Source organism: Streptomyces sp. NPDC006711 (assembly GCF_042869775.1).
Classification (GTDB): Bacteria; Actinomycetota; Actinomycetes; order Streptomycetales; family Streptomycetaceae; genus Streptomyces.
Genome location: NZ_JBIAGO010000016.1, coordinates 58061 through 73028, shown reverse-complemented (window position 1 = coordinate 73028; position 14968 = coordinate 58061). Strand labels below are relative to the sequence as shown.

16 protein-coding genes are annotated in these 14968 nt (G+C 72.5%); 7 read left to right on the top strand and 9 right to left on the bottom strand.

The window, feature by feature from the left end:
- Positions 1–54: 54 nt before the first annotated feature.
- A complete protein-coding gene (locus ACFYM2_RS26805; protein ID WP_358995521.1) occupies positions 55–672 on the top strand; it encodes a spherulation-specific family 4 protein in 618 nt (205 codons plus the stop codon).
- A gap of 2 nt (positions 673–674) precedes the next feature.
- On the opposite strand, the gene ACFYM2_RS26800 is transcribed toward ACFYM2_RS26805, so the two are convergent.
- Positions 675–1457, bottom strand: coding sequence for an adenosylcobinamide-GDP ribazoletransferase (locus ACFYM2_RS26800; protein ID WP_388839744.1), 783 nt, complete (start codon positions 1455–1457; stop codon positions 675–677).
- Positions 1458–1535: 78 nt separating this feature from the next.
- Between ACFYM2_RS26800 and ACFYM2_RS26795 the strand changes: the two genes are divergently transcribed.
- A complete protein-coding gene (locus ACFYM2_RS26795) occupies positions 1536–2291 on the top strand; it encodes a hypothetical protein (protein WP_358995516.1) in 756 nt (251 codons plus the stop codon).
- Here the strand turns inward: ACFYM2_RS26795 and ACFYM2_RS26790 are convergent.
- From ACFYM2_RS26790 to ACFYM2_RS26775, 4 genes are all read right to left on the bottom strand, one after another.
- Complete coding sequence (locus ACFYM2_RS26790; RefSeq protein WP_358995513.1) at positions 2240–2971, bottom strand: hypothetical protein; 732 nt, start codon at positions 2969–2971, stop codon at positions 2240–2242. The genes ACFYM2_RS26795 and ACFYM2_RS26790 overlap by 52 nt on opposite strands.
- Positions 2968–4734, bottom strand: a complete 1767-nt coding sequence (locus tag ACFYM2_RS26785) for a phosphatidylglycerol lysyltransferase domain-containing protein (protein WP_358995510.1) — start codon at positions 4732–4734, stop codon at positions 2968–2970. The genes ACFYM2_RS26790 and ACFYM2_RS26785 overlap by 4 nt, the downstream gene beginning before the upstream one ends.
- An 81-nt stretch (positions 4735–4815) precedes the next feature.
- Positions 4816–5901 carry a nicotinate-nucleotide--dimethylbenzimidazole phosphoribosyltransferase gene (cobT, locus tag ACFYM2_RS26780; RefSeq protein WP_388839742.1) on the bottom strand — a complete coding sequence of 362 codons (1086 nt, stop codon included), beginning with the start codon at positions 5899–5901 and terminating at the stop codon, positions 4816–4818.
- Between the two features lie 30 nt (positions 5902–5931).
- A complete protein-coding gene (locus ACFYM2_RS26775) occupies positions 5932–7128 on the bottom strand; it encodes a bifunctional adenosylcobinamide kinase/adenosylcobinamide-phosphate guanylyltransferase (RefSeq protein WP_388461610.1) in 1197 nt (398 codons plus the stop codon).
- Positions 7129–7208: 80 nt separating this feature from the next.
- On the opposite strand from ACFYM2_RS26775, the gene ACFYM2_RS26770 reads away from it, so the two are divergent.
- A complete protein-coding gene (locus ACFYM2_RS26770; RefSeq protein WP_267053613.1) occupies positions 7209–7418 on the top strand; it encodes a hypothetical protein in 210 nt (69 codons plus the stop codon).
- 40 nt (positions 7419–7458) lie between these two features.
- Here ACFYM2_RS26770 and ACFYM2_RS26765 read toward each other — a convergent pair whose 3' ends face one another.
- The 3 genes from ACFYM2_RS26765 to ACFYM2_RS26755 form a co-directional block, all read right to left on the bottom strand.
- Entirely contained in the window at positions 7459–8556 is a 1098-nt protein-coding gene (locus tag ACFYM2_RS26765) for a trypsin-like peptidase domain-containing protein (protein WP_358995501.1), read from the bottom strand.
- A 197-nt stretch (positions 8557–8753) separates the two neighbouring features.
- The gene (locus tag ACFYM2_RS26760) at positions 8754–9506 is read right to left on the bottom strand and encodes a methyltransferase domain-containing protein (RefSeq protein ID WP_358995610.1); all 753 of its coding nucleotides are present in this window, start codon (positions 9504–9506) and stop codon (positions 8754–8756) included.
- Positions 9507–9547: 41 nt separating this feature from the next.
- Positions 9548–10144: a DUF3043 domain-containing protein gene (locus ACFYM2_RS26755; protein WP_358995499.1), complete on the bottom strand. Its 597-nt coding sequence runs from the start codon at positions 10142–10144 to the stop codon at positions 9548–9550.
- A 263-nt stretch (positions 10145–10407) separates the two neighbouring features.
- Here ACFYM2_RS26755 and ACFYM2_RS26750 point away from each other — a divergent pair, with 263 nt between their 5' ends.
- The 4 genes from ACFYM2_RS26750 (at position 10408) to ACFYM2_RS26735 (ending at position 13519) form a co-directional block, all read left to right on the top strand.
- The gene (locus tag ACFYM2_RS26750) at positions 10408–11217 is read left to right on the top strand and encodes a PspA/IM30 family protein (RefSeq protein ID WP_350229889.1); all 810 of its coding nucleotides are present in this window, start codon (positions 10408–10410) and stop codon (positions 11215–11217) included.
- A 19-nt stretch (positions 11218–11236) separates the two neighbouring features.
- Positions 11237–11515, top strand: a complete 279-nt coding sequence (locus ACFYM2_RS26745; RefSeq protein WP_358995496.1) for a hypothetical protein — start codon at positions 11237–11239, stop codon at positions 11513–11515.
- 97 nt (positions 11516–11612) lie between these two features.
- A complete protein-coding gene (locus ACFYM2_RS26740) occupies positions 11613–12833 on the top strand; it encodes a sensor histidine kinase (RefSeq protein WP_388839737.1) in 1221 nt (406 codons plus the stop codon).
- On the top strand, positions 12830–13519 hold the full coding sequence (locus ACFYM2_RS26735) for a response regulator (RefSeq protein WP_388839734.1): 690 nt from the start codon (positions 12830–12832) through the stop codon (positions 13517–13519). Before ACFYM2_RS26740 ends, ACFYM2_RS26735 begins: the two co-directional genes overlap by 4 nt.
- A 70-nt stretch (positions 13520–13589) precedes the next feature.
- Here the strand turns inward: ACFYM2_RS26735 and nadA are convergent, their stop codons facing one another.
- Entirely contained in the window at positions 13590–14816 is a 1227-nt protein-coding gene (gene nadA / locus ACFYM2_RS26730) for a quinolinate synthase NadA (RefSeq protein ID WP_388839731.1), read from the bottom strand.
- Positions 14817–14968 lie beyond the last annotated feature (152 nt).

The window sequence follows — 14968 nt, the reverse complement described above, 5'->3', positions numbered from 1 at the left end:
CCGGTCAACCCCTCCCGGACACCGAGCGTCCCGGGCGCGCAGCGAGGAAGTGGCATGAGCAAGCTCCTGGTGCCCTACTACGAGCACCCGGCCGAGCGCCCCGACGCCTGGGACGCGCTGATCGCCGCCGCGCCCTCGCTGTACGGGGTGGTCCTCAACCCGGCCGACGGGCCAGGGAGTTCGCCCGACGCGGCCTTCGCGGCGGTGGCCGCCCGCCTGTGCTCGGCGGGCGTACGCGTACTCGGCTATGTGGACACCGCCTACGGCCGGCGCCCGCCGCAGGACGTCATACGGGAGGCGGCCCGCCACCACGACTGGTACGGGACGCACGGCCTCTTCCTCGACCAGGCGGCCACCAGCGCCCTGCACCTGCCCTACTACGCCGACCTGCGGACCGCGCTCGCCGCGACCCACGACACCTACGTCACGCTGGTCCTCAACCACGGCGCCGTGCCCGAGCCCGGCTACGCCAGGATCGCCGACCTCCTGGTCACCTTCGAGGGGCCCTGGTCGGCGTACCGGCCGAACCTCGCCGCCGGGCCCGACACCTGCCACCTGGTCTACGACGCGCCGCCCGGCGCCCTCTCCCGGGCGCCGGTCCACTGCCTCGTACCCGGCGGGCTCCCGCACCCCTGGGGCACGCTGCCGCACCATCTGGAACCAGCCTTGTGAAATCAGCCGACGGTCAGCGCGACCAGCGTCACCGTCGTCGCGCTCTCCGCGACGGCGCCGAACACATCGCCCGTCACCCCGCCGAACCGCCGCACACAGCGCCGCAGCAGCACCTGCGCGACGGCGAGCGCGGCCACCACGGCCAGCGCGAAGCGCGGCGCCGCCCGCACCCCCGACACCAGCCCCGCCGCCGCGCACAGCGCCGTCACCAAGACGGCCACCACGGCCGCGCGGACGACGGGCACCGTGCCCGCCACCACGGCGCCCAGGCCCTCGGGGCGGGCCGCGGGCACGCCGCGCCGCGCGGCCAGCGTCAGGGCGGTGCGGGCGGCCACGGCGGCGACGACGGTGGCCACCGCGGCCCGGGCCCAGCCGTGCTCGTACAGCCGCGCCAGGGCCGCGATCTGGGCGCCCAGGCAGAACAGCAGGGTGATGACGCCGAACGGGCCGATGTCGCTCTGCTTCATGATGCGCAGCGCGTCCTCGGCGGGCTTGGCGCTGCCCAGGCCGTCGGCGACGTCGGCGAGTCCGTCCAGATGCAGGCCCCGGGTCAGCAGCGCGGGCACCGCCGCGGCCACCACCGCCGCGAGCGGGGCGCCCGTGCCGAGCGCCCAGCACCCGGCGCCCGCGGCCGCCGCGCACAGGCCGACGGCGAGGCCCGCGAGCGGGGCGAGCGTCATGCCCGCCCGTGCGGCGTCGCGGTCCCAGCGGGTGATGCGGGCGGGAAAGACGGTGAGGGTGCCGAAGGCGAAACGTACGCCGTGCAGGGCCTTCCTTGCGTTCACCCGGCGCAGGCTATCCTGCGCGCCCCGCCCGCCCCCGGCGGTAAATTGCGCATACCAGCGCAAACAGGAGCGGGTGGGATGGGTCACTGGTTCTATCGGAACATCACCGAGCCGGGCAAGCTCCCCATGCTGCTCGCGCTGACCGCGTTCGTCCTGACGTTCGTCGTGACGCGCTCCATCACCCGCCTCATCCGGGCCGGGCGCGGCCCGTTCGGGAACATCAAGCCGGGCGGCCTGCACATCCACCACGTGGTCCCCGGGGTCATCCTCACCATCGTCGGCGGCTTCGGCGCCGTCGGCAGCGGCCGGCACGGGGTCGCGCCGGCCGTCTTCGCCGTGCTCTTCGGGATGGGCGCGGGCCTGGTGCTCGACGAGTTCGCGCTGATCCTGCACCTGGACGACGTGTACTGGAGCGAGAACGGGCGCAAGAGCGTCGAGATCGTGGTCCTGGCGGCCGCGCTGATGGCGCTGGTGCTCGCCGGGTTCTCACCGCTCGGCGTCAACGACGTGAGCGCGGGGGAGCGCCAGGACCGCAGCTCGTTCATCACCACCATCGCGGTCAACTTCTGTTTCGTGGTGATCGCGCTGCTCAAGGGCAAGGTGCGGCTCGCGATGATCGGCACGTTCGTGCCGTTCGTGGCCCTGTTCGGCGCGATCCGCCTTGCCCGCCCCGGCTCCCCGTGGGCCCGGCGCCTCTACCGCCGGCGACCGCGCGCCCGTGCCAGGGCCACGCTGCGCGCCTACCACCACGACCGGCGCTGGTCAGCGCCGCGCCGCAGGTTTCAGGACTGGATCGGCGGCGCGCCCGACAAGCTTCCGGCGCGCCGGTCCTGATCCCCGTCGCCGCCCCGGGGGCCGCGCCGCACCCAGGTGAGCCAGCAGATCACGGCGACGGTGATGAGGGCCGCGATGTGCTCCTTGCCCGCGAGGTTGTTCTTCACCACCACCTCGACGGCCATCGAGCCCACCACCACCGCGGCCGTCAGATACGCCCGGTAGCGCCAGCACACGTACACCGCGAGCGCGACCACGGCCGCCGAGGGCCCGGTGTCGACCATCGCTGCCGCCGAGGCGGGCAGGCCGAAGACGCTGTCGGGGCCGATGTGGATGCCGACGCGCGCGTACAGGGTGCCGGCCAGTGTCGCCGCGTAGGCGATGAGCAGCATCCGGCCGCGTCCGATGCAGATCTCCGCGACGCCGAAGACGAGCAGCACCTGGGCGAGCGCGCCCCAGACCGGCAGGTCGAGGGCGGGCACGAAGAGCGAGAAGGGGGTGCGCAGGAGCGAGAGCCACAGCGGGTACTGGGCCTTGACCGACCCGATGATCTGGATCGGCCGAAAGCCCCAGGACTGGTTCTGGACGGTCTGGAAGAGCGAGGTGAGGGCGACGGCGGAGAGGGTCAGCCAGATCGCCCGCAGGCGCCGGGTGCGCAGCGCGTCCGCCACGGTCGTGAACAGGGGGCCCCACTCGCGCCGGGCGAACCGGCGCAGCCCCCGTCGCGCACCACCGTTCATCTGTGGGACTCCAGGTGTCTGCGGTGCAGCCACTTGGGCAGGCCGGGGGCTTCGAGGAACCCCTCGGCGCGCGCGGACGCGATGGCGATGCGCGGCAGGTCCGCGCTCTTCTCGAACAAGGTGAACCGAGGCTCCCAGATCGGCCGGTACTTGGCGTTGGACCGGTAGAGGGACTCGATCTGCCACCAGCGGGAGAAGAAGCTGAGGAGCGAACGCCACAGCCTCAGCACGGGTCCTGCCCCGAGCTTCGAGCCGCGCTCGAAGACGGAACGGAACATCGCGAAGTTCAGTGAGACCTGAGTGATCTCGATCTCCTTGGCGCGCTGGAGGAGTTCGATCACCATGAACTCGATCAGACCGTTCTCGGAGCCGCGGTCACGGCGCATCAGGTCGAGCGAGAGGCCGCGCGGACCCCAGGGCACGAAGCTGAGCAGCGCCCTCAACTCGCCTTCCCCGTCGAAGCATTCGAGCATCATGCACTGGCCGTCGGCGGGATCGCCCAGGCGGCCGAGCGCCATGGAGAAGCCGCGCTCGGTGGCGCCGTCGCGCCAGTCGTCGGCCTTGCGCAGCAGTTCGTCCATCTCCTGGGCGGGGATGTCCGCGTGGCGGCGGATCCGCACCTCGTACCCGGCCCGCTTGACCCGGTTGTAGGCCTGGCGCACGGTCCGCATCGCGCGGCCCTCCAGGGTGAACTCGGCGATCTCCACGATCGCCTCGTCGCCCATCTCCAGGGCGTCAAGGCCGTGCCGGGCATAGATCTGCCCCGCTTCCTCGCTCGCCCCGGTCACCGCCGGGATCCAGCCGTGCTCGCGGGCCTCGGCCAGCCACGGCTCGATCGCGCCCGGCCACGCCTCGGGGTCGCCGATCGGGTCGCCGGAGGCCAGCGAGACGCTGTTGATCACGCGGTAGGTGACCGCGGCCTTGCCGGTGGGCGACCAGATCACGGCCTTCTCGCGGCGCAGCGCGAAGTAGCCGAGCGAGTCGCGTTCGCCCTGCTTGTCCAGGAGCGCGCGCAGCCTCTCCTCGTCCTCGACGGTCAGCGGGTCGACGGCCCTGCGGTTGCGGAAGGCGGCGTAGATGACGGCGATCAGGAGCAGTGTGGCCAGCACGTTGATGACGACGTTGACCCAGCCGGGGGTGGTGATGCCCTGGGTGTGCCGGTCGTCGGGGACCAGGAAGACCAGCCGCATCAGGCCGTAGCGCCAGCGATCGAGGAACGTCGACTGGTCGGTGCCGTCATAGGTGTTGGTCGCGCTGACCAGGACCGCGGCGATCAGCGAGGTGACGAGCAGGCCGCCGACGGCGGTCACGACCGCGGCCAGCGGGTTGGAGCGGTCGCCCTTGGCGTAGAACTCGCGCCGTCCCATTACGAGCGCCACCACGAACGCGGTGGTGAGGGCGAGCGAGATCCAGTTCTGCGCGTAGCGGTGGAAGCCCGGCAGCGCCATGACGTAGGCGAAGAGCAGCAGGAAGAGCCCGCCGAGCACCATGTTCAGGATCCAGGCGGCGCGCTTGCGGCGGCGCATGGTGACGGCGAGGAAGAGCGTGACGACGCCGGAGGTGAAGCCGGCTTCCAGCAGGTACGGCGTGAAGTAGTCGTCCGTGTTGTGACGCCGAAGCCCCTGGCCGAGGGTGACCCACACGGCACTGAGGAAGTTGATGAACGTCACGACGCGCAGGTACCAGACGGCGAACGCCGCGCCATGACGCGACCGGGCGGTGCTCCGGTCTGTTGCTTCGGTGCTCAAGCGGACTTCTCCCATGAAACGCGATGATATGGGGGACCAAGGCGTTCCACGGTGGCCGCGGGCCCGGCCGGGTAAGCCCCCGGCCGGGCCCGCGGCTCACGCGTCGCCGCTCTCCTTCGTGCCCCCCGCGCGCTGGTCGGCGCGCTCGGGCAGTTCCGCGGCGAGTGCGGCCGCGGCTTGGACGAGAGGAAGAGCGAGCAGTGCCCCGGTTCCTTCGCCCACTGTGACGCCATGATCGAGCAGAGGGTTGAGCGCCATCCGGTCCAGCGCCTTGGCCTGGCCCGGCTCACCGCTCCTGTGCCCCGCCAGCCACCAGTCCGGGGCCCGGAACGCGGCGCGCTGGGCCACCAGGGCGGCGGCCGCGGAGACGACGCCGTCGAGGATCACCGGCAGCTTGCGCACCGCGCACTGCAACAGGAAACCCGTGGTCGCCGCGAGGTCGGCGCCGCCGACGGCGGCCAGCAGTTCGAGCTGGTCGCCCAGGACGGGCCTGGCCCGGCGCAGCGCGTCACGGATCGCGGCGCACTTGCGCATCCAGGCCAGGTCGTCGATGGCGGCGCCGCCGCGCCCGGTGACCACCGAGGAGTCCGTCCCGCACAGCGCGGCGATCAGGACCGCCGCCGGCGTGGTGCCGCCCACGCTGAGATCGCCGAGCACCACCAGGTCGGTGCCGGAGTCGGCCTCCTCGTCGGCGATCTTCACGCCGAGCCGTACGGCCGCCTCCGCCTCCTCCACGGTGAGCGCGTCCTCGATGTCCACGCGGCCGCTGCCGCGCCGCACCCGGTGGCGCACCACGTCGTCGGGCAGCAGGGCGGGATCGCAGTCGAGCCCGGCGTCGACGACACGCACGGGTACGTTCTGGCGGCGGGCGAGCACCGCGACCGGGCTCGCGCCGTCCAGGACGGAACGGACAAGGGTGTGCGCCGATGAGGCGGGGCGGGCCGATACGCCCAGGCCCGCCACGCCGTGGTCACTGGCGAAGAGCACCACGCGGGGGCGCTCGACGGCCCGGACCGGGCTCGCGCCCTGCGCCGCCGAGAGCCAGGTGGCCAGCTCGTCGAGCCGGCCGAGCGCGCCGGGGGGCACGCTCTGCCGCTCCCGGCGTTCCTCGGCATCCCGCCGCACACCGTTGTCGGGGCGTTCGATCAGATCGGAGAAGTCGTCCAGGTTCAGCCTGCTCATCTGCCGAACAGTACCGCCAGCGGGCCGACCTCAGCCGCGCAGCGTGAGCGCCTGGCCCGCCACGACGAGCAGCACCTGCTCGCACTCGGCCGCGAACGCCGCGTTCAGGCGCCCCAGTTCGTCCCTGAAGCGCCGCCCCGACGCCGTCGCGGGCACCACGCCCGAGCCCACCTCGTTGCTCACCGCCACCACCGTGCGCGCGGTGGAGCGGACGGCGGCGGCCAGCTCGGCCGTACGCTCACCGAGGGCCCGTTCGCCGCCCGCCGCCCACTTCTCGTCGTCCCACGCGCCGACCCGGTCCATCGCGTCGGTCAGCCACAGCGCCAGACAGTCGATCAGCAGCGGCGGCCCCGGCTCGTCGAGCAGCGCGGCGAGCTCACAGGTCTCCTCGGTACGCCAGGTGGCGGGCCGGCGTTCGCGGTGCAGCCCGACCCGCGCCGCCCACTCCCTGTCGCCCTCGCGGCAGCCGCCCGTCGCCACGTACACGACGCCGGGAAAGCCCTGGAGGCGCCGCTCCGCCTCCACCGACTTGCCCGAGCGCGCGCCGCCGAGCACGAGCGTGCGCCGGGGCAGATCGGGCACCGCGTGGTACTCGCCGACCACGAGCGTCGTGCCGTCGGGCACCGCACGCGCGCCGAGCGCCGCGAGCCGGCGCGCCAACTCCCGCCCCGGCGGCACGTCGTGGTCGATGTGCACCGCGATCACATCCGTGGCGGGACCGATGCCGCCGGCGGCCCGCAGCCGCGCCAGCGCGTCGGGGCGGCCGGTGACGTCGGCCACCACCATGTCGTACGGGCGCGTCGCGCTCTGCCCGGCGGGCGCGGCCCCCGGCGGCAGATACAGCAGCCGCTCGCCGTCGGGCGAGGTCACCTCGTATCCGGTGCCCGGCGCGTCAAGGGGGACGGCCAGCACCCGGTGGCCGCTGATCAGCGTCAGTCTGCGGCCGTCGGGCACCCGCCCGGCGGCGGGCAGCCCCGCCGGCAGCTCGACGGCGGGCCCGTCGTGCGGATGGGTGAGCAGCACCTGGCGCACCCCGGTGAGCGAGTGCCCGGCCCGCGCGGCGGCGAGCGCCGCGCCCGGGGTCAGGTCGAGCAGCAGCGCGCCGTCGACGAGCAGGGCGGTGGCGGCGCGCGCGTCGCCGGCGAGGGCGAGCGCGCACGCGGCGCAGGGACAGTCGGGGCGCGGCAGGCCTGCGGGGGCCCCGGTGCCGAGGAGAGTCAGTTCCACAGCCACGATCCTCCCGCGTAACCGGCCCTCTTGCGCGCCCGGTTACGCTGCGGGCAGCAACGTGACGTATGGAGGCGGACATGGCGTGGACGTGGCGTTTCGAGAAGTCGGACGGTACGGAGGTCGAGCCGGCGGTGGCGCCGGAGGAGTTCACGACCCAGGGCGATGCGGAGTCCTGGATCGGTGAGGTGTGGAAGGACCTGCTGGAGGGCGGGGCCGACCAGGTCTTCCTCTTCGAGGACGGCACGAAGATCTACGGCCCGATGAGCCTGCACGCCGAGCAGGTCTGAGGCCGGCGCCGGGCCGGGTCCGCGCCCGGCCCGGCCGGGTTCAGATCTCGCCGAGGGTGACGTCGGCCGTCCTCCTGGCGCCGTCGCGGGTGTACGTCACCTGGACCTTCTGGCCGGGCTTGTCCGAGGCCAGCGCCTCGGTGAGGGCGGTGATCGAGGTGATGTCGGTGGCGCCGAGCCGGACGATGACGTCGCCCACGCGCAGGCCCGCCTTGGCGGCGGCTCCGTTCGCCGGGGCCGCCACCACCGCGACACCGGCCGGCTGGTAGCCGGAGTCGACCACGGTGCGTCCGGTGATGCCGAGCGCGGCCCGGCCCGAGTCGGTGACCCTGCCGTTCTTGATGATCTGGTCGGCGACCGTCTTGACCATCGACACCGGGATCGCGAAGCCGATGCCGGGGGCCGCGCTGCCGCCCATGTCCGGGTCGGTCGCGGCGAGCGTGGGAATGCCGATGATCTCGTCGTCCAGGTTCACCAGGGCGCCGCCGCTGTTGCCGGGGTTGATCGCGGCCGAGGTCTGCACCATGTTGGCGATGGTGGCGCCGGTCCCGCCGCCGTCCCGGCCCTCCGAGACCGTGCGCCCGGTCGCGGACACGATGCCCTGGGTGACGCTGGAGGAGAGTCCGAGCGGGGAGCCCATCGCCAGTACGATCTGGCCCATCTCGACCTTGGACGAATCCCCGAACCTGGCCGGCTTCAGACCGCTGGGCACCGAATCCAGCTTGATCACGGCGAGGTCCTGCTCGGGGTAGGCCGCGACCAGTTTCGCGGTGATCGCGGAACCGCTGCCCGAGGCCGTCACCTTGAACGTCCGCTCGTTGCCCACGACATGGGCGTTGGTGACGATGTGCCCCTGCGCGTCGTAGACGATGCCGGAGCCGAGGCTGTTGGACGCGTCGATCTGCACCACCGAGGGCAGCACGTCCTTGATGACGCGCTGGTAGTCGCTCTGGAGGCTGTCGGTCCCGCCCGAGCCGTTGCGCTGGGGGGCCGACGGGTTCGCGGACGCGCTCGGCGACGCCTGGGGGGCCGCCGAGCCGGCGGGCGAACAGCCGCCCAGTACAAGGGCGGTGGCGACGGCGGCGGTCACCGGCCATGCCGCACGGCGCACCCGGCCGGGGCGAAGAGATGCATCCATGGCAGGAGTATCCCTTTGGTCCGATATGACGGCCTGTCGGTGCACCCGATCAGGTACCGGGGTCCCGGGCCGGGGCCCACCCGGCGGATACCCGGGGCCCGCGCCGGGCATCCGCGCGCCTTCTCAGCCCGTACGCCTCAGTGCCGAACGGCTTGGTCCCGCACGCCTCAGTCCGGTACGCCTCGGCCCCGCACGCCTCAGTCCCGTACGCCGAAGAGGTGCAGCAGCGCGGCCACCTGCCGGTAGGGGTCGGTGCGCCCGGCGCGGTCCTCGGCCGCGAGCATCCGCTCCAGCTCGTCCGCCGGGGGCAGTTCGGCCTCGCCCGGCACGTTGTCGGTGAAGACCCGCACCCCGTACCAGGTGTGCAGGGGCGCGGCGATCCCGTCCAGCGTGCGGGTCAGCGCCGCGAGCCGGTCGGCGCGGACCGGCAGCCCGAGCCGGTTGGTGTAGGCGTCGGTGTCGAAGGCGGCGAGCGCGCCCGCCCAGTCGCCCGCGAGCCCCGGCCGCACCGCCAGCGCGTCCGCGTTCCGTACGAGCAGCGACAGCAGGCCGCCGGGGGCCAGCATCCGGGCGAGACCGGCGAGCATCGCGTCCGGGTCCTCGATGTACATCAGGACGCCGTGGCAGAGGACCACGTCGAAGGAGCCCGGCAGGAAGTGCACCCCGGTCTCGCGGCCGTCGCCCTCGATCAGGCGGACCCGCTCGCGGATGCCCTCCGGCTCGGTGGCCAGCGCGTCCCGGGCGACCTTGAGCATCGCCGCGTCCGATTCGAGCCCGGTCACGGAGTGCCCGGCGCGGGCCAGGCGCAGGGCCTGGGTGCCCTGGCCCATGCCGACGTCCAGGACGCGCAGGCGCCGGCCCACGGGGAAACGCCCGGATATCTGCTCGTCGAGGTGACGGGCAACGAGTTCCTGGCGGACGACGTTGCGCAGCCCGCCAAGACCCTTCAGCCAGGCGCCGGAGGCGCCGGTGAACCCGGACGGCTTACCGCTCAGGGCTTCTCTCCGCGCTTGACCTGCGGCTTGGGCAGCCGCAGCCGGCGCATCTGGAGCGTGCGCATCAGACCGTAGGCGACGGCGCCCTTCTTCGGCTCGTCGGGGAAGCGGGCGGCGAGCGCCCTCTTGAGCCGGAAGGCGAGCCCGATCGAGTCCAGCACGATGAGCACGATCACCACGAGCCACAGCAGCAGCGAGAGGTTCTGGAGGCTGCCGATCCGGATCATCGAGAGCACCAGGATGATCACCGCGAGCGGCAGGAACATCTCGGCGACCGAGAACCGGGAGTCGACGAAGTCGCGGGCGAACTTGCGCACCGGACCCTTGTCGCGGGCCGGCAGATAACGCTGGTCGCCATTGGCAAGCGCCTCGCGCTGCTTGGCCATGTCGACCCGGCGCGCCTCGCGCTGACGCTTGGCGGCCTCCTTGCGGTCGGTCGGCACGGTCGAGGCACGGCGGCGCTGGGTCTGGGCCTCACTCCGCTTGGGAGTGGGGCGCCCCTTGGGGGCCTCGGGGTCGCGGGGCGCTTTGGAGAGGTCCGCCGTCACCTTGTCGGTGGGGGCCTTCTCTGCGTTGGAACGGCTACGGAACACAATCCCCAAGGGTACGGGGTGCCCGGCATGGACCCCAGGCCGGTGGGGAACGATCCCACAACGCCTTGCGTCCGTAGAGGCGGGACGTACTGTTCCCCCCGAGGTCCACCTACTCCCTGCGCCGGATCGGCGCGGACCGTAGTCGTCCTTGGGGATGAGCGCATCGGCGTCCCAACAGTGCGGTAATGGATGCAGGGCCCGTACTGTGGGTTCTGTTGCAGCAGCTGGAGCTGGAGTCCGTCAGAAGGGGGCGCGCGAAGCCCATGAGCGGTGTCATGAAGCGTATGGGGATGATCTTCCGCGCGAAGGCGAACAAGGCCCTTGACCGGGCCGAGGACCCTCGCGAGACCCTCGATTACTCGTATCAGAAGCAGCTGGAGCTGTTGCAGAAGGTGCGCCGCGGCGTCGCGGACGTCGCGACCTCCCGCAAGCGTCTTGAGTTGCAGCTCAATCAGCTCCAGAGCCAGTCCTCCAAGCTGGAGGACCAGGGCCGCAAGGCGCTGTCCCTGGGCCGTGAGGACCTGGCCCGCGAGGCCCTGTCCCGTCGCGCCTCGCTTCAGCAGCAGGTCACCGACCTGGAGACGCAGCACCAGACGTTGCAGGGTGAGGAGGAAAAGCTCACCCTGGCGGCCCAGCGCCTCCAGGCCAAGGTCGACGCCTTCCGCACCAAGAAGGAGACGATCAAGGCGACCTACACGGCGGCCCAGGCGCAGACCCGGATCGCCGAGTCCTTCTCGGGCATCTCCGAGGAGATGAGCGACGTCGGCATGGCCATCCAGCGGGCCGAGGACAAGACCGCGCAGCTCCAGGCGCGGGCCGGCGCGATCGACGAACTGCTTGCCTCCGGCGCGCTGGACGACCAGTCGGGCCTGGCCAAGGACGACATCCAGACCGAGCTCGACCGGCTCTCCGGTGGTACGGATGTAGAGCTGGAGTTGCAGCGGATGAAGGCCGAGCTGATGGGCGGCGGGTCCGCGGGCAAGCAGGCCATCGAGGGCGGCACCACGTCCGACAAGGCCGGCAACCCCGGCGGCAGCACCCCGCAGCAGAGCCCGCGCTTCGACAAGCAGTGACGAACGGCAGGAGACGTTCATGATCGTCCGGATCATGGGGGAGGGGCAGGTGAAGCTGGCGGACGGCCACTTCACCGAGCTCAACAAGCTCGACAACGACCTCCTCGAAGAGATGGAGGCCGGTGACGAGGACGGCTTCCGCCGCACGCTCGGCGCGCTCCTGGACGCGGTGCGCAGCCTGGGCGAGCCCCTTCCCGACGACGCCCTCGAACCGTCCGAGCTGATCCTCCCGAGCCCCGACGCGAGCCTGGACGAGGTCAGGGACATGCTCAGCGACGACGGCCTGATCCCGGGCTGACCCCGGCAACCCCTCAGGGGGCCGGGGCGAGTCGTCGTGCGGCCGGGGCGGCTCCCGCGTCCCGTGCGGCCCCCCGGGCCCCTTACGGTAGGTGGCCGTGACCCTCATCGACCGGGCCCGGCCCTGGCTCAGGGCGCACCCGCTGGTCCTGGACGCGGCCCTCGCCATCGGCGTGCTGATCTCCATGGTCATCGGGTCGTTCGCCGACCCGCACGGGCCCGCCGGGCCGACCTTGGGCACCCGGACACCCGGCGCGCGTTCACTCGTTCTGATGGCGCTGGCCGCCCTCGCCCTCGTACCGAGGCGGCGCAGGCCCATGGCCGTGCTCGCCTGCACCAGTGCGCTCACCATGGTCGAGCTCGCGCTGGGCGCCCCGCCCGCCCCCGTCGCGATGAGCGCGGTCGTCGCGCTCTACACGGTCGCCGCCCACACCGACCGCCCCACCACCTACCGCGTCGGCGTGCTCACCGTCGCCGTGCTCACCGGCACCGCCATGCTGCTCGGCACCCCGCCCTGGTACGCCCAGGAACACCTCGGGATCTTCGCCTGGACCGGCATGGCCGCGGCCGCCGGCGACGCCGTGCGCAGCCGGCGCGCCTTCGTCGACGCGATCCGCGAGCGCGCCGAGCGGGCCGAGCACGGCCGCGAGGAGGAGGCAAGGCGCCGGGTCGCGGAGGAGCGGCTGCGCATCGCCCGAGACCTGCACGACGTGGTCGCCCACCACATCGCCCTGGTCAACGTCCAGGCGGGCGTCGCGGCCCACGTCATGGACAAGCGGCCCGACCAGGCCAAGGAAGCGCTCGCCCATGTGCGCGAGGCCAGCCGCTCGGCGCTCGACGAACTGCGCTCCACCGTCTGCCTCTTGCGCCAGTCCGGCGACCCGGCGGCCCCCACCGAACCGGCCCCGGGCCTCGCCGTCCTGGACGATCTGCTGGCCGGGTTCCGGCGCGCCGGACTCGCGGTGGAGCTGGCCCGCACCGACCACGCCCCGCTGCCGGCCGCCGTCGACCTCGCCGCGTACCGGGTGATCCAGGAGGCCCTGACCAATGTGCGCAAACACGCGGGCCCCGGCGCCAAGGCCGAGGTGAGCATCGTGCGCGTGGGGACGGACACCGAGATCACCGTCATCGACGACGGCACCGGCGCGGGCGCGGCGGGCGACGGCGGCGGCCACGGACTGCTCGGCATGCGCGAGCGCGTCACGGCTCTGGGCGGCCGCTGCACGGCCGGGCCCCGCTACGGCGGCGGCTTCCGCGTCCAGGCGATACTGCCGGTCACGGCGCCGGCGGGCGGGGCCACGGGGGAAGGCACACCATGACCATCCGGGTGGTACTCGCCGACGACCAGGCGTTGCTGCGCTCGGCGTTCCGTGTCCTGGTCGACTCCGAGCCGGACATGGAGGTCGTGGGCGAGGCGGCCGACGGCGCGGTGGTCGTCGACGTGGTGCGCGCGACGCTGCCGGACGTGGTCCTGATGGACATCCGGATGCCCGGCACCGACGGTCTCGCCGCCACCCGTGCCATCACCGCCGACCCGGCGCTCTCCGGCGTCCATGTGGTGATGCTGACGACCTTCGAGGTCGACGAGTACGTGGTGCGCTCCCTGCGGGCCGGCGCGTCCGGCTTCCTCGGCAAGGGCGCAGAGCCCGAGGAACTGCTCGGCGCGATCCGCCTCGCAGCGGCCGGCGAGGCCCTGCTGTCCCCGGCCGCGACCAAGGGCCTGATCACCACGTTCCTCGCGCAGGGCGGCAGTTGGGAGGCGGGCCAGGAGGACGCGGGCCGGCACGGCGAACGGCTCGCCGCCCTCACGGTGCGCGAACGCGAGGTGCTGGTCCAGGTGGCGGGCGGCCACTCCAACGACGAGATCGCCGGGCGCCTTGCCGTCAGCCCCCTCACCGTGAAGACCCATGTGAACCGGGCGATGGCCAAACTGGGTGCCCGCGACCGCGCCCAGCTGGTGGTCATCGCGTACGAGTCCGGCCTGGTGCGCCCGAGGACCGACTGACCTCGGGCCGGTACGGCGAAGGCCGCCCCCCGCACAGGGAGGCGGCCTTCGCCGGCTCGCGCGGGCGGGGCTACGGCAGGGCCAGCATCCGCTCAAGGGCCAGCTTCGCGAAGCTCTCGGTCTCCCGGTCCACCTGGATCTGGTTGATCAGCTTGCCCTCGGCGAGCGATTCCAGGGTCCACACGAGGTGGGGCAGGTCGATGCGGTTCATGGTCGAGCAGAAGCAGACCGTCTTGTCGAGGAAGACGATCTCCTTGTCCTCGGCGGCGAACCGGTTGGCCAGGCGCCGCACCAGGTTGAGCTCGGTGCCGATCGCCCACTTCGAGCCGCGCGGGGCGGCCTCCAGGGCCTTGATGATGTACTCCGTCGAGCCGACGTAGTCCGCCGCGGCCACCACTTCGTGCTTGCACTCGGGGTGCACCAGGACGTTCACGCCAGGGATCCGCTCGCGGACGTCGTTGACGGAGTCGAGCGAGAAGCGGCCGTGCACCGAGCAGTGGCCGCGCCACAGGATCATCTTCGCGTTCCGCAGCTGCTCGACGGTGAGGCCGCCGTTCGGCTTGTGCGGGTTGTAGAGCACGCAGTCGTCGGGCGACATGCCGAGGTCGCGTACGGCGGTGTTGCGGCCCAGGTGCTGGTCCGGCAGGAACAGCACCTGGGCCGAGCCGGGCTCCCCCTGCTCGAAGGCCCAGTTCAGCGCCCGCTCGGCGTTGGAGGAGGTGCAGATGGTGCCGCCGTGCTTGCCGGTGAACGCCTTGATGTCGGCCGAGGAGTTCATGTAGGAGACGGGCACGACCTGGTCGGCCACCCCGGCCTCGGTCAGCACGTCCCAGCACTCGGCGACCTGCTCGGCGGTGGCCATGTCGGCCATCGAGCAGCCGGCGGCGAGGTCCGGCAGGACCACCTTCTGGTCGTCACCGGTCAGGATGTCGGCGGACTCGGCCATGAAGTGCACGCCGCAGAACACGATGTACTCGGCCTCGGGCCTGGCGGCCGCGTCCCTGGCCAGCTTGAAGGAGTCGCCCGTCACATCGGCGAACTCGATGACCTCGTCGCGCTGGTAGTGGTGCCCGAGGATGAAGACCTTGTCTCCGAGCTTGGCCTTGGCCGCGCGGGCGCGCTCGACCAGATCCGGGTCGGAGGGCGAGGGAAGGTCGCCGGGACATTCCACACCGCGCTCGCTCTTGGGGTCGGCCTCGCGGCCGAGCAGGAGCAGGGCGAGGGGCGTCGGACGCACGTCGAGATCGACGCGGCCGGCGAGGTCCTGACGGGGCTGGGCGGTGGTCACGTCACGCACCCTTTCTTTTCCTCAAGCGTGCGGCGGTGCCGCTCCAGTGGCCCCGGGATGCTTGCACCCAAGGGTTTTCGTCTAAATGACGCTATCTATCATAGCCGGTTCACGTCACTTTGACGATGGCCATAGTGTCGATGTGACGCACCCGGCTCCGT